We start from the raw sequence: 13,885 nt of genomic DNA, 5'->3' as shown, positions 1-13,885 counted from the left end.
TTCCTTTTTTTATATACGGCTATGAAGAGCAATTCTGTTTCCTTCGGTATCTAAAAACAATGCCATATAACCTATATCATCTGCAATCAGCTTTTTTGGCATTAACACTTTACCTCCAGCTCCTTCTATTCTGCCTAATTCTTCGTTTAAATCTCCGGCTATTGAATTAAAATATATAAGCACACCACTTTCTGAAGGTTTATATTCGGTTGGATAACAAACTAAACCGCCGGGAGATCCGGGTATTTTCTCATCCCATGGAAAAAATGCCATTTGCACTTCACCAAAATCCTGTTTTTGCATTTCATCTATACAAAAAACCTGTTTATAAAAGTCAATTGCACGGTTCATATCATTAACCGGAATTTCAAACCATCCTATCATATTATTTTTGAGATCCATAACTCTTTTTTAAAATTTTATCTCAATAATCGATAATAGCCCTTAAGAAGTCAAGTAACAGGTATGATAAATATCTATTAAAATAGCATGACTTATCCCATATTTCTGATGCTATATTGTATTTGAAAAGAACCAAGACGTAAATAATTTGTTATAAAGACCTCCTATAACTTGAATTGCTTTTTTCAAATTTTTATTTTTAAATATGATTAAAAAGTTAGCTAAACAAATTCCATACGAGGCAAGGCTATCTGCAACCTTTTTGTTAATAGGAGTAATCTGGCTTTTGGTTTCAGACCATTTTGCGTTAGCTCTGTTTAAGAATGAGTCCATGCTTGTTAAAGTATTTCTATACAAGGAATGGGTATTCGTAATCATGTGCACGGTAGTTATTTTCTTCTTAACAAAGCACCTGATTAAAAAAATTAATAAGGCCAATGCCAAAGCCAAAAAACACGAAAATCTTCAGACAGAATTTATAAAAAACATTTCGCATGAACTTCGCACCCCGATGAACGCCATTATTGGCTTCTCAGAACTTACGATGTCGCTCGAGAATACAGATGATGAAATAAAGGAATACCTGAAAATAATTGAAAAAAGTTCAAAAGAACTATTAACCGTTGTCACCGATCTGATTGACACATCGCTGCTCACTTCAGGCACCATGACATTAAATAATTCTAATTTTGAGATTCAACCTTTTATAAAATCTGTCTACAGTTATTTTTATCCTGTGATGAACGAAAATGTCAGACTGGTTTTATCACATCAAGAAGTACCGGATAATTATCAAATAAATTCAGATGAAGAAAAACTCAGAAGGGTTTTCCACAATCTGATTAACAATGCTATTAAATACACCTATAAAGGGAAAATTCAGATAGGCTTTGAACTAAGTCAAACAGAAATAACCTTTTTTGTGGAAGATACCGGAGTTGGAATAAAACAAGATTTGCACAAAAATCTGTTTAAGAAATTCAAACAAATTGAAATTGAGAGGCTGAATCGTTCCGGAGGTAGCGGATTAGGATTATCAATCTGTAAAGAAATGATTGAACTGTTAAATGGTAAAATTTGGCTTGAATCATTACCCGGAAAAGGAAGTACATTCTTCTTCTCCATTCCTGTTCAATAAGCCCATCTGATTTGAACAAATTTGATTATATCTTCTTTGTGTTATAATTATACGCACCGAATAGTTTATGAACGCACAGACAGAAATTCTAATTGTTGGTCAGGGACTGGCCGGAACATTGGTCTCCTATCATCTGCATAAAAATCAAATTAAACACCTGGTAATTGACACTCCCCATGTTGGCTCAGCATCTAAAGTAGCTGCTGGATTAATCAATCCAATAGGGATTAAACGCATGGTTAAATCCTGGAACGTAGATTTATTTCTGCCTTATGCCCACAACCTTTATTCTGAAATGGAGGAATTTCTTCAAACAAGGTTCTTCTATCCCGTTTTGATGGACAAGATTTATGGTGAAAAAGATTCATCCTTTTGGCAACACAGAATGGAAGCCGGTGAACTTCAAAATTACATCAATCTTAATAACAACCTTCCGGAACTACCAACAGGTATTGAAGCTCCTTTTGGATATGGTCAGATTAAGCAAGGTGCTCGTTTGCATATCTATGATCTTCTGACAGCATACCGTAGCTTTCTGATTCAATCAAACATGCTGATCGAAGCTAATTTCAAAGACGAAGATCTGGTATTGAACCCCTATGAGATAAGATGGAATGGAATCAATGCAAAAAAAATACTCTTTTGCAGAGGAGAGAAAGATAGCCAGAGTAAACTCTTTGAAGCTCTTAATTTCAGGAATACCAAAGGCGAATTATTGAATATTGAAATACCTGATCTTGAACTCAAAAACATTCTTTTAAAGGGTATCTTTATAATGCCTGTGGGAAAAAACAATTTTAAGATTGGAGCCACTTTTGAACATGAGTGGAAAGATCTTTCTCCTTCGAAAGAAAAGAAGGAAGAACTAATCAATTCATGGAAAAAAATATCTAAACTCCCCTTGTCCATTAAGGATCAACTAACAGGAATAAGGCCTACCATGCACGATCGCAGACCCGTAATCGGATTTCTACCTCATCAACCAAACATCGGAATTTTTAACGGGTTGGGCTCACGTGGCGGTTTAATAGCTCCTCTTTTGGCACAGCAATTTGTAACATCATTATCCGGATCGACTGATCAATTATATAAAGAGGTTAAAGTTGAACGATATTACCGTAATTGATAAGAACAAGAAGATTTGGTATTTAAACCGATCACAAAAAAAACAATCTAAGTAGGAATTCATCTGGCAATATATAAACCCTGATTCTCTTTCCTTCCTCCCAATCTTTTTATATATTTGGTTTGTCCCATAACCAATAATAAAAACACGTTAAACATGAGTGAACATTTTAACAAGGTTAGAGACTTCCTCCTTGACCTTGAATACCGCATTGTGTCGGAAGACGCCGTGGAAGAATTATTTGTCGTTGAAAAAGAAGAAGACGGCATTTCAAATTTAATAGTCGATTGTGAAGATTCAATCCTGATTATCGAAGGACTACTTTTTGAACTGGGAAAAGGTTCTGAAGATATTTATAAATCACTACTGGTGATGAACCGTCAAATTGTACATGGCGCCTTTGTTTTAGACGAAGAAGGTAAAAAAGTAATTTTCCGCGATACCCTTCAACTCGAAAATCTTGACTTAAATGAGTTGGAAGGAAGTCTGAATTCTCTTAAACTTTTATTGTCAGAGTATTCCGATCAATTAATCGAATTTTCAAAAGCTTAAAACCAATTCAGAAATGGGAATTTTCAACAGAATATTTAATGTAGGAAAAGCCGAAGCTCACGCCATAGTGGATAAATTGGAAGATCCAATTAAAATGACAGAGCAAGGTATTCGCGACCTTAAAAAAGATTTGGATAACAGTCTTCAGGCATTAGCGGAAGTAAAAGCTATGTCTATCAGAAGTAAAAAAGATTTAAACGACAGTAAGTCATTGGCTCAAAGCTATGAGCAAAAAGCAATTCTTTTAATTCAAAAAGCCGAAAAAGGTGAGTTAGATGTAGCCGAAGCCGATCGTTTGGCCACAGAAGCACTCTCGAAAAAAGAAGAGGCTTTAGAGGCTGCCAGAAGAGCTCAGGAAGAGGTTAACCGTTTTGACAGTAACATTGCAACGCTAGATAAAAACGTTAAAAAACTAAAGAGCACCATTTCGAGTTACGAAAATGAATTACGCACACTTAAAGCCCGTGCAAGGGTGAGTAGTGCCACACAAAAGATAAACAAGCAATTAAGTGGCATTGATAGTTCAGGAACCGTTTCGATGCTTGAAAAGATGAAAGAAAAAGTTGCCCAACAAGAAGCTTTATCAGAGGCCTACGGCGAGATAAGTCTTGAAAACAAGAGCCTTGATGATGAAATTGATGAAGTTCTTTCGGAAAAAAATGTGAAAGCATCGAATTCACTGGAAGAGTTGAAAGCTAAGTTAAAAAGCAAAAGTGAATAACATACCCGTTTAATACTCATATGGGATTATTTGATATTTTTAAGAAGAAGAAGGAATCGCATTACGATAGTACCAACATTCGGATTCAGGATCTGGATGTTGGATTCGTGTTTGAATACGATTTATCAACATGGGTAGTGGAAGCTATAATGGAATACGACTGGGGAAACAATTATTTCACCCGCGAATTTCAAATTAACAACGGGGCTGAGACCCGATATTTAGGCATAGAGGAAGATGACGAATTGGAAGTTTCTTTTATGCAAAAGGTTAAGGTGAGAGCCCTTAAGGATGACCTTACTGACACCCTGATTGCACATCAGCAACCACCCAAAAAAATAACCTATAAAGGCATCACCTATCATATGGAGAAAGAATTGCCTGGCTATTTTCATAATATCACTAAAGGAACAGAATGGGAAGAATTCCGCTCCTGGGATTTTGAAGACACCACAGGCGAACATCTTTTATGCATTGAGCAATGGGATGAGAAAGAATTTGAAGCCTCCATCGGAAAAAGTATTAAACCATTTGAAATATCAAATATTCTACCGGGTGAAGAATAATTAAAAACCCAAACAATTAAATTATGAACAACGGAATTGCAAAGGTAATTATAGTAGTTATCTTAGGATTTATAGTTTTGCGCTCCTGTAATAACTGCACAAACCGATCCAGAAGAGTTGACTCAACTGCCAGCTCATGGCAGAAAACACCGGTTGATAAACTAATTACTAGCCTTAATAACGAACAAAACTATTCCATTATACTTCTTGACATGGATTCGAGAGGTAGTAATTACTACCACATGTATAATGTAATAGTTGAACACCCCGATACAGTATTATCTTCTACAACTGACTGGGAAGAAGTACCTGATGCTTTTTTCGCAGCCAATGTGGATAATATGGGAATGGAAATTGTTTCGAAGAAAGATGGCAAACTTAGTAAGCAAGCCAGTCCTGCAGGTTATAATCATTATGTAGGTAATCCTAAATACGGACATTGGACTGAACGTAACGGATCATCATTCTGGGAATTTTATGGCAGATATGCTTTTATGTCATCCATGTTTAACATGATGACCTACCCAGCCCGCAGATCGTATTACGATGATTATTATGGCGGAGGATATTATGGTTCCCGTCCTTATTACGGCCCTTCAGGAAGAACAGTTTACGGAACAAATACCTATACCTCATCTGGCACAGGAAAAAGCAGTACCTGGGGAAATAAACCTTCTTCATTTAAGCAAAGTGTAAGAAGTGAAGTGAAGCGCTCCACAGCAGCTAAAAGCTCAAGGAGTTATTCATCCAGCTCCAGTTACTCTAATAAAACGAGTCGTAGTTCAAGTCGCTACAGTGGCTCTTCATCACGCAGCCGTAGTGGAGGATTTGGCAAATAATACTAACTCAACTTTTTAGACATGACTTTATCATACTATTCAAACATCTTATATGATGCTGTAATATACATTGCTGTTGGTTTTGCAATTTTCTTCATTGGGAAAATGGTTTACCAGCTGGTTAATAAAGGTTTTAATGTAAAGGAAGAACTGGTTGAAAAAGATAACCTGGCATTCTCTTTTGCCCATGTTGGTTATTTTATCGGATTATTAGCCGCCATTGGAAGTGCTATAGTTGGACCTTCACGAGGTTTACTCCTCGATATCCAGGATATTGCTATATATGGCATTCTGGCCATTGTCCTTTTAAACATATCTATCTGGCTGAACGACAAGATAATATTGAGTAAATTCTCGGTTAAGAAAGAAATTATTGAAGACAGAAATTCAGGTACCGGTGTTATTGAAGGTGCCATTTCAGTCGCTTCAGGTTTGATTATCTTTGGAGCAGTTACTGGCGAAAGTGGGACATTACTGGAAGGAATCACATCAGCTGTGGTATTCTGGTTTGCAGGACAAATTGCATTATTTATAACTGCAGCAGTTTATCAACTGATTACCCCATACGATATTCACGAACACATTGAAAAAGATAATGTAGCTGTAGGTGTTGGCTTTGCCGGAGCATTGATAGCTATAGCCAACCTTATTCGTCATGCATTAATGGGTGATTTTGAAGGCTGGACATACACCTTTACCGAAGCTGGTTTTGAATTGGCTTTAGGAATTCTGTTATTACCTGTAATGCGCTTTTTAACTGATAAGATCCTTTTACCGGGTCAACGTTTAACAGATGAGATTATTAACCAGGAAAAACCCAACGTAGGGGCTGCTATCATTGAAGCATTCGCTTATATTGGCGGATCTGTTATGATTACCTGGTGTATCTGATACAACATTGCTGAATTTACACGGAGATCAGGTAAACCCATGTTCTCCGTGTTTTTGCATTATCTTGACTAAATGTTTAAAGTACGAAATAAATACTCTGCCATTCTTATGGCAGCTATCTTTGCCACCGGCTTCAGTGGAATCATAGCTGAATACCTTCTTTCAACACTGGCTACCTATTTTTTGGGTGATTCCATTTTACAATGGACCATGATTGTATCCACCATGATGTTTTCAATGGGTCTGGGAAGTCGTATTAGTAAATCATTTAAAACAAACCTCACTGAGAAGTTTCTGATACTGGAATTTATCTTGTCATTGGTAGTTTCATTTGCCCCAATGGTGGTCTATACCATTTCGGCATTCACAACTTCCTTAGCAATATTTATTTACGGATTCTCCATCATCATAGGTACTTTAATTGGCATGGAGATTCCTTTAGTGATGCGCATCAACAATGAATATGAATCCTTAAGAATTAATATCTCAAACGTACTGGAAAAAGATTATTACGGGAGTCTGATAGGCGGAATCTTCTTTGTTGTTCTGGGACTACCATTCCTAGGCTTAACTTACCTTCCTTTCTTTTTGGGAACGGTAAATTTTGGTGTTGCAATAGGTGTTTACCTGATGCTAAATAAACTCATTGCCCAACAGTATAAAAAATACATCAATGCTTCGATATGGATTGTGACCATTATAATTATTTCGGGAGTCATCTTTTCCGACCCCATTATAAAATATGGTGAACAGATTAAGTACAAGGATAAAGTTGTTTATTCAGAGCAAAGTCAATACCAGAAGATTGTCATTACTCAATGGGAAAATGATTACTGGCTTTATCTAAACAGTAATCAACAGCTATGTACCATGGATGAAGTAATGTATCACGAGCCTTTGGTGCATCCTATTATGACCTTACATCCCAACCCGCAAAAAGTATTAATACTGGGAGGCGGAGATGGTTGTGCAGCTCGTGAAGTACTTAAATACCCAATGGTTGAAAGCATACGGTTAGTTGATCTGGACCCTGCCATGACAAAATTAGGCCAGGAAAACCCGATCTTAACCAATCTGAATAAAGGTTCGATGAATGATTCTAAAGTTGAAATTATCAATGCAGACGGATATCATTACCTGACTCATAGCAAAGACTTTTACGATATAATAATAATCGACTTACCGGATCCCCGAACCGTGGAACTGGGAAGGTTATATTCAGTTGAATTTTACAATGTGTGTCATAAGCATCTGCGCCCCGAAGGCATGATTATTACACAGGCAGGCAGTCCGTATTTCGCAACCAAAGCCTTTAAATGTATTGTAAACACAATGAGAGAAGCAGGTTTTAATACCATTCCATTACATAACCAGGTTATAACATTGGGCGAATGGGGCTGGTCAATGGGCATCAAAACAGAGCGTGCCATTAACCTTAAGCATGAGGTCCAGTCATTGGATTTCATCAATATTAAAACGCAATGGCTGAATAATGAAGCAATGCAACTGATAACCTCTTTTGGTAAAGATATATTTCCAGGGCAATCTGATTCAGTAAAAGTGAACAGAATACATGATCCGGTACTTTATAAATATTACTTAAAAGGTAACTGGGATTTATATTAAAGCAAGTTAATATGACAAAAATAAATGCAGTAGAACTGCCTCCAAAAATATATAATATTAAAGGATGGATTAAACAAACCAATCCGACGGAACTCAAAAATAACTTTGATCACGTTTTGAGTGAAAGCGGATTTAATGTACTTAATTATACTGATCAGGAGTTTCCGCTTAATGGTTTCACCGCATTTTGGTTATTGGCTGAATCTCATTTAGCAATTCACACTTTTGCCCAAAGTGGATGGTCGTATATTGAACTCAGCAGCTGCAATAAAGAAAAGGCGCTGAATTTTATAAACTTATGCAAGCAAAGCCCACTTTCAAATCGGTGGGAGAATGAAGTTGAGGAATTGAGTTGTGAAACTGAACTAACTATACATTAGAAAAACTGTGATATGAAGAAAAAAGCAGGATTAGCAATTGGCTTTATTGTCTATCTCTTTTTAATCTATCTTATTTCAGTAATCGAAAGCAAAGATCCTAATGCTAATATTCAGTCGATTACTGATGCCCTCTGGTATGCCATTGTAACCCTAACAACTGTAGGGTACGGTGACTTTTATCCCGTTACACCACTTGGAAAGGTAGTGGGACTATTTGTAATTTTAGGTAGCCTTGGAGTTATAGGCTATTTTATTGGTGAAATCAGCAGTAGAATAAATACATATATGGAAAAGAAGAAGAACGGTTTTTTCGGAACAAAATTCGAAGATCATTATTTAATTATCGGTTGGAATGATTTTGGCAGAAAAGTAGCTGACCAAATCTTCCCTACAGGTCATAACATTGCGTTTGTCACCAATCTTAAAAGTGATTTGGAATTGATTAAAGATCTTTACCCGCATGATCAATGCTTTGCTATGTTTGCCGATTACAACAATATGGAGGCATATCGAAAAGCCAATATTGAAAAAACCAAGGCTGTATTTATCAACTTTAATGAAGATACCGAAACGCTTGTCTTTGTATTGAACCTCAAAAGAGAGTTTTCGAACCTTAATATAATCGTTAATTGTACCAATCCCGATTTGAAGGAGACTTTGATCAATACAGGCATCAAACATGTGGTTTCACGAAGCGAAGTGGCAGCACGACTTGTAGCAAGCTATTTATTTGAACCTCATGTTGCTGAATTCACTGAGGACCTGATTTCTACCAGTATTAAAATGGAAGATCAGGACATTCAGCAATTTAAAGTGACCGAACAAAATCCATACAAGGGTTTGACATACTTTGACGCATTTGTCAAAATGAAAAAAGAAATTAATGTCATCCTGATTGGATTAGTTATTGATAATAGAATTATAAAAAATCCATCCGACACACAAAGCATTGAAAAAGATCAGTATCTCATTGTCATTTCTGTTGGCCAGAATAAAAACCAACTCGAAAAATTATTTGGGGTAAAAGAAGGACTTTGATAGCTAATGGTCAACACATCATGCTTAGATAAATTATATGTTGTTCTACTTCTAGAAATTATCTTAGGCAATAAAAATTCATTTGATTGATCGTTCATAAATAATCACTACTTAAGATATCCAAAAGGTTATGAAACCACATCTTATGAATCAAATCATTTATCATCACCTTTCATATTATTAGTTCTAATACTTTTTTGACAGACAGCATATATTTTTTATTAAAAAGGTGTTACGATTTGAAAGTTCTGCAATTAATAGATAAAACAAACTAAGACTAACTACAGAACTATGAAGATTCGCAACGAAGTATTAAATAAGCTTGTTGAAAACGGAACAAAGGCATGGACAAATATTGAACTAAACATTACAAACAAGATTAAAGTATTACAACACATAAACAATCGTCTAGCCTACCTGGCCGAGCCTGAAGAAGAAAACAAAGTGAAAATTGAAATCATCCGACAGAGTTGCCTGAAAATCCGTAATGATTATCCTGGTTATGCCAATGAGGTGGATCGAATAATCAATCAGTTTGAACATCATCTGCGCTTTGACAACATGGCCATTTTACCCTTTAAGCAACTGGATGCCTTAACGTATCGAATTTTTATAAAACAAAATTTACTTGCCTATACAGGTTAATCATTCAACACCCAAACTAATAGATTGGAGAGTTTAAAAGCTCTCCATTTTTCTTTTACCGCATGCAATTAACCTCATAATAATACGATTCGTTATCTTTTTCACTTTCAATCTGTAACATTTTCGAAATTAATCTACCTTTGACATCTAATTTGGTGATTAAAATGAGTAGAGATCGAAAGCCTCATATTGGTATTTTTGGCCGAAGAAACAATGGCAAAAGTTCTATAATTAATAAACTGGCTAATCAAGATATTGCTATCGTTTCTGATATTGCCGGAACAACAACCGATCCTGTAAAAAAATCATTTGAAATCAGTGGATTTGGTCCAGTGGTACTAATTGATACTGCTGGTATTGATGACATAGGTGAATTAGGTGAACTGAGAATCAAAAAAACAACTCAGTCGATTCAATTAATCGACCTAGCCATACTGGTCGTTAGTAATAACGAGTGGGACAAGCATGAAACTGATTTAATTGAGACTTTTCAAAAACAGGAGGTACCATATATAATTTTACACAACAAGAGTGATATTAATAAAGCTAGTGAAGACTGGTTACAAATTGCCAGACAACAGAATGCAGTTGAAGTAATGAATTTTTCGGTAATCGATTCAGACATTAATCCATTAGTACGAAAAATTCAACTAGCGATACCTGAATCAGCCTATAAAATGCCCACTCTCGTTGGCGATCTTATTTCATATGGTGATATTGTTTTATTAATTACACCTATAGATATTGAGGCCCCGGAAGGCAGGCTAATACTTCCACAGATTCAGGCCATCAGGGATATTCTGGATAACGATGCTGTTTGTATTGTTTTAAAGGAGAGAGAAGTAGATTCATTTTTAAAAAAGACGGGTATTAAACCAGTCCTTGCTATTACTGATAGTCAGATTTTTTTGAAAGCAGATGCCTCGGTACCCAAAGATATTCCACTAACAGGATTCAGTATTTTATTAGCTCATTTCAAAGGCGATTTTGAAAGCTACTTGAAAGGAACACCCAAAATTGATGAACTAAAGAACAGTGACAGAATTTTACTCCTGGAATCGTGCTCGCATCATGTCGCCTGCGATGATATTGGCAGAGTTAAAATACCCAGATGGATTTCTGCCTACACCGGTAAAAAACTACATTTTGATGTAGTAGCCGGACTCGACAACATAAAAAGGCCAATTACTGACTATTCGCTGGTGATACAATGCGGAGGGTGTATGATTACCCGAAAACAATTACATAACAGATTAAATCTGGCTAAAGACGCGCAAATACCTATAACCAACTATGGCATGACAATTGCCTATGTTCAGGGAATTTATGAGCGTGCTGTAGCACCTTTCCTAACCAATAATAAAACCATTAAACCAGATTACTTATAGTTATTTAACTATGTCACTATATTAAAAATCAATCCGAGAAAACAAAATTACCAACTTGTTTTTTTTATATTTGTTCGATTTCAACGCAACTGAGGAGTTATGATCTGTAATGCAGGAAAAAAGACGGCGATAGTCTGTGGAGATATTACCATTAGCTACGACCAGTTAACTGATAAAATAGCCAATTTCGCTAGTCAAATAATAGATATCAAAGCAAAACGTATTGCTATTTATTCTGAGAACCAGGTTGGATGGATTTATTCCTTCTATGCCGGATGGCAATGCGAAGCAACCATGGTTCCGATCGACTTTATGTCAACAGTCGACGAAGTAGCATACATTCTTAAAGATTGCTTTCCTGAGATCGTTTTCACTTCGAGAGAAAAGAAAAAGCAGTTAGACGAAGCAGTTCTTCGTTCCGGCATCAACACTCAGGTTCTGATAATTGAAGAATGTGAACAAATAGAGGCACCAAAGGATTTCGTTTTATCTGAAATGCCTACTCCCGAAGATAAAACAGCGGTAATTATTTATACTTCTGGAACTACCGGAAGTCCCAAAGGAGTTATGTTATCATTTGGAAATTTATTAGCCAATATTGATGCTGTTTCCAAAGGTGTTGAAATATACTCTGGTGATGAAGTTGTAATGATGTTATTACCGCTTCATCATATATTTCCTTTGATGGGTACCATGATGGCTCCTCTTTTTGTAGGTGCCAAAATTGCAGTTTCGCCATCCATGGTTTCTGATGATATTTTGAGAACCTTACAGGAAAATAAAGTTACTATAATTATTGGCGTACCTCGCCTTTATGCAGCTATTCGAAAAGGAATACGAACAAAGATAGATAACAGCTTTGTTGCAAAAGCCTTATTCAATCTGGCCGCAACAATAAATTCACCTGCATTCTCTAAAACTATATTTAAGTCTGTTCATAAGAAATTTGGAGGTGCTGTTAAATTTATGGTATCAGGGGGAGCAGCTTTGGATCCGGAAGTAGGAAACGATTACAAAATACTAGGATTTGAGGTGTTGGAAGGTTATGGAATGACAGAGACGGCTCCGATGATAAGCTTTACTCGTCCTGGTAAAGTTAAAATTGGTAGTCCTGGTCAAATCCTGCCTTGTGCAACAGTAGAAATTAAAGATGGAGAGATCGCTGTAAGAGGTGCGAATGTCATGCAAGGTTATTTCAACCGACCTGAAGAAACTGCCCAAGTGCTTAGAGATGGTTGGCTATACACGGGCGATTTAGGACAATTAGACGAAGATGGTTATTTATATATTACCGGTAGAAAAAAGGAAATTATCGTTCTTTCAAATGGTAAAAACATTAACCCGGTTGAAATTGAAGCTAAAATTGAGAACATGGCAGCCTGCGTTGCTGACATAGGCGTATTTGCTGATAAAGATCAACTCAGAGCCATCATTGTACCCAATAAAGCCGAGTTACAAGGCCAAAATGAAGAAGCCATTCACAATACAATCAAATGGGAAGTAATTGATAAATACAATCAATCTGTTGCTCCATATAAAAAAATCACAGCTTTTTCTGTCTATGAATCGGAACTACCACGAACACGACTTGGAAAGCTCCAGCGTTTCATGCTTCACGAACTGGTAAGTCAGGATAAAATATCACAGAAAGAAGAAGAAACAGAAGAAATAACCTTGAAGGAATACCTGGTTATTAGCGACTTTATTGCCAACGAAAAAAATTGCACTGTCCGTCCGGGTAATCATCTGGAGATGGATTTAGGGATGGACTCGCTTGACAAGGTTGGTTTACAGGTATTTTTACAGTCAACCTTTGGGGTTGAGATGGATGTGAATGAAATGGTTAAATTTCCTTCGGTATTAAAACTAAGTGAATATGTAGCCTCAAAAAGTACACGCCTTTCTATTGAAAAAATTAACTGGTCGAAAATACTTAAAGAGAAGGTGAATCTTCAGTTACCTAAGACTTGGCTAACCGGAACTCTTTTCGTGAAATTATCGAAATATTTCTTCCGCCTGTACTTCCGTTTTAAAGGTAAGGGAATGACTAATATACCTGATGGTCCATGCATCATAGCACCTAACCATCAGAGTTTCTTCGATGGATTATTTGTGGCTTCATTTCTCAAAAAGCAGACCATCAGAAACACCTATTTCTACGCAAAAGAAAAGCATGTTAACTCAAGATTTTTAAAGTACATAGCCAATCGCCATCATGTGATTATAATGGACCTTAATAAAGATCTGAAAGAGTCGATTCAAAAGATGGGTGAAGCTTTAAAGAAGAAAAAGAATCTGATCATCTTTCCTGAAGGAACCCGTTCGTTTGATGGAAAATTAGGTGAGTTCAAAAAAACATTTGCTATTTTAAGTAAGGAGCTTAATGTACCTATTGTACCTGTATCCATTAAAGGTGCCAAAGATGCATTACCCAAAGGATCAAAATTTCCAAAACCATGGCGAAAGGTTAGTGTTGAATTTTTAAAACCTATTTATCCTGGGCAATCTTCCTATGAGAAGCTCACGAACATGGTTTATCAAAGAATATCATTAAATCAGAAAGCATAAGAAAA

14 protein-coding genes are annotated in these 13,885 nt (G+C 36.3%); 13 read left to right on the top strand and 1 reads right to left on the bottom strand.

What is annotated here, in order from left to right; genetic code table 11:
• Positions 1 to 9: 9 nt before the first annotated feature.
• Positions 10 to 402: a VOC family protein gene (locus ACRD62_RS04950; protein ID WP_430819021.1), complete on the bottom strand. Its 393-nt coding sequence runs from the start codon at positions 400 to 402 to the stop codon at positions 10 to 12.
• Between the two features lie 205 nt (positions 403 to 607).
• Here ACRD62_RS04950 and ACRD62_RS04945 point away from each other — a divergent pair, with 205 nt between their 5' ends.
• From ACRD62_RS04945 to ACRD62_RS04885, 13 genes are all read left to right on the top strand, one after another.
• Positions 608 to 1,540: a sensor histidine kinase gene (locus tag ACRD62_RS04945; RefSeq protein WP_430819020.1), complete on the top strand. Its 933-nt coding sequence runs from the start codon at positions 608 to 610 to the stop codon at positions 1,538 to 1,540.
• Between the two features lie 67 nt (positions 1,541 to 1,607).
• Positions 1,608 to 2,666, top strand: coding sequence for an NAD(P)/FAD-dependent oxidoreductase (locus ACRD62_RS04940; RefSeq protein ID WP_430819019.1), 1,059 nt, complete (start codon positions 1,608 to 1,610; stop codon positions 2,664 to 2,666).
• 156 nt (positions 2,667 to 2,822) lie between these two features.
• Positions 2,823 to 3,218, top strand: a complete 396-nt coding sequence (locus ACRD62_RS04935; protein ID WP_430819018.1) for a YbjN domain-containing protein — start codon at positions 2,823 to 2,825, stop codon at positions 3,216 to 3,218.
• 13 nt (positions 3,219 to 3,231) lie between these two features.
• Complete coding sequence (locus ACRD62_RS04930) at positions 3,232 to 3,939, top strand: PspA/IM30 family protein (protein WP_430819017.1); 708 nt, start codon at positions 3,232 to 3,234, stop codon at positions 3,937 to 3,939.
• A gap of 20 nt (positions 3,940 to 3,959) precedes the next feature.
• Positions 3,960 to 4,505 carry a DUF4178 domain-containing protein gene (locus ACRD62_RS04925; protein WP_430819016.1) on the top strand — a complete coding sequence of 182 codons (546 nt, stop codon included), beginning with the start codon at positions 3,960 to 3,962 and terminating at the stop codon, positions 4,503 to 4,505.
• Positions 4,506 to 4,528: 23 nt separating this feature from the next.
• The gene (locus tag ACRD62_RS04920; RefSeq protein WP_430819015.1) at positions 4,529 to 5,344 is read left to right on the top strand and encodes a hypothetical protein; all 816 of its coding nucleotides are present in this window, start codon (positions 4,529 to 4,531) and stop codon (positions 5,342 to 5,344) included.
• Positions 5,345 to 5,365: 21 nt separating this feature from the next.
• Positions 5,366 to 6,235, top strand: a complete 870-nt coding sequence (locus ACRD62_RS04915; RefSeq protein WP_430819014.1) for a DUF350 domain-containing protein — start codon at positions 5,366 to 5,368, stop codon at positions 6,233 to 6,235.
• 72 nt (positions 6,236 to 6,307) lie between these two features.
• Entirely contained in the window at positions 6,308 to 7,861 is a 1,554-nt protein-coding gene (locus tag ACRD62_RS04910; protein WP_430819013.1) for a polyamine aminopropyltransferase, read from the top strand.
• An 11-nt stretch (positions 7,862 to 7,872) separates the two neighbouring features.
• The gene (locus ACRD62_RS04905) at positions 7,873 to 8,241 is read left to right on the top strand and encodes an S-adenosylmethionine decarboxylase (RefSeq protein ID WP_430819012.1); all 369 of its coding nucleotides are present in this window, start codon (positions 7,873 to 7,875) and stop codon (positions 8,239 to 8,241) included.
• 12 nt (positions 8,242 to 8,253) lie between these two features.
• Positions 8,254 to 9,279, top strand: coding sequence for a potassium channel family protein (locus ACRD62_RS04900; RefSeq protein WP_430819011.1), 1,026 nt, complete (start codon positions 8,254 to 8,256; stop codon positions 9,277 to 9,279).
• A 291-nt stretch (positions 9,280 to 9,570) separates the two neighbouring features.
• Positions 9,571 to 9,924 carry a hypothetical protein gene (locus ACRD62_RS04895; RefSeq protein ID WP_430819010.1) on the top strand — a complete coding sequence of 118 codons (354 nt, stop codon included), beginning with the start codon at positions 9,571 to 9,573 and terminating at the stop codon, positions 9,922 to 9,924.
• A 164-nt stretch (positions 9,925 to 10,088) separates the two neighbouring features.
• Positions 10,089 to 11,312, top strand: a complete 1,224-nt coding sequence (gene hydF, locus ACRD62_RS04890) for a [FeFe] hydrogenase H-cluster maturation GTPase HydF (protein WP_430819009.1) — start codon at positions 10,089 to 10,091, stop codon at positions 11,310 to 11,312.
• A gap of 99 nt (positions 11,313 to 11,411) precedes the next feature.
• Positions 11,412 to 13,880 carry an AMP-binding protein gene (locus tag ACRD62_RS04885; RefSeq protein WP_430819008.1) on the top strand — a complete coding sequence of 823 codons (2,469 nt, stop codon included), beginning with the start codon at positions 11,412 to 11,414 and terminating at the stop codon, positions 13,878 to 13,880.
• The last annotated feature ends 5 nt before the right edge of the window (positions 13,881 to 13,885 follow it).

This window comes from Carboxylicivirga caseinilyticus, assembly GCF_050589785.1.
Classification (GTDB): Bacteria; Bacteroidota; Bacteroidia; order Bacteroidales; family Marinilabiliaceae; genus Carboxylicivirga; species Carboxylicivirga caseinilyticus.
Note: the sequence above shows the minus strand (reverse complement) of the source record. Positions and strands in the feature narration are given on the sequence as shown.

Coding starts and splice junctions, on each gene's coding strand:
- ACRD62_RS04950 (WP_430819021.1), bottom strand. CDS start 402: ATGGATCTCAAAAATAATATGATAGGATGGTTTGAAATTCCGGTTAAT.
- ACRD62_RS04945 (WP_430819020.1), top strand. CDS start 608: ATGATTAAAAAGTTAGCTAAACAAATTCCATACGAGGCAAGGCTATCT.
- ACRD62_RS04940 (WP_430819019.1), top strand. CDS start 1,608: ATGAACGCACAGACAGAAATTCTAATTGTTGGTCAGGGACTGGCCGGA.
- ACRD62_RS04935 (WP_430819018.1), top strand. CDS start 2,823: ATGAGTGAACATTTTAACAAGGTTAGAGACTTCCTCCTTGACCTTGAA.
- ACRD62_RS04930 (WP_430819017.1), top strand. CDS start 3,232: ATGGGAATTTTCAACAGAATATTTAATGTAGGAAAAGCCGAAGCTCAC.
- ACRD62_RS04925 (WP_430819016.1), top strand. CDS start 3,960: ATGGGATTATTTGATATTTTTAAGAAGAAGAAGGAATCGCATTACGAT.
- ACRD62_RS04920 (WP_430819015.1), top strand. CDS start 4,529: ATGAACAACGGAATTGCAAAGGTAATTATAGTAGTTATCTTAGGATTT.
- ACRD62_RS04915 (WP_430819014.1), top strand. CDS start 5,366: ATGACTTTATCATACTATTCAAACATCTTATATGATGCTGTAATATAC.
- ACRD62_RS04910 (WP_430819013.1), top strand. CDS start 6,308: ATGTTTAAAGTACGAAATAAATACTCTGCCATTCTTATGGCAGCTATC.
- ACRD62_RS04905 (WP_430819012.1), top strand. CDS start 7,873: ATGACAAAAATAAATGCAGTAGAACTGCCTCCAAAAATATATAATATT.
- ACRD62_RS04900 (WP_430819011.1), top strand. CDS start 8,254: ATGAAGAAAAAAGCAGGATTAGCAATTGGCTTTATTGTCTATCTCTTT.
- ACRD62_RS04895 (WP_430819010.1), top strand. CDS start 9,571: ATGAAGATTCGCAACGAAGTATTAAATAAGCTTGTTGAAAACGGAACA.
- hydF (WP_430819009.1), top strand. CDS start 10,089: ATGAGTAGAGATCGAAAGCCTCATATTGGTATTTTTGGCCGAAGAAAC.
- ACRD62_RS04885 (WP_430819008.1), top strand. CDS start 11,412: ATGATCTGTAATGCAGGAAAAAAGACGGCGATAGTCTGTGGAGATATT.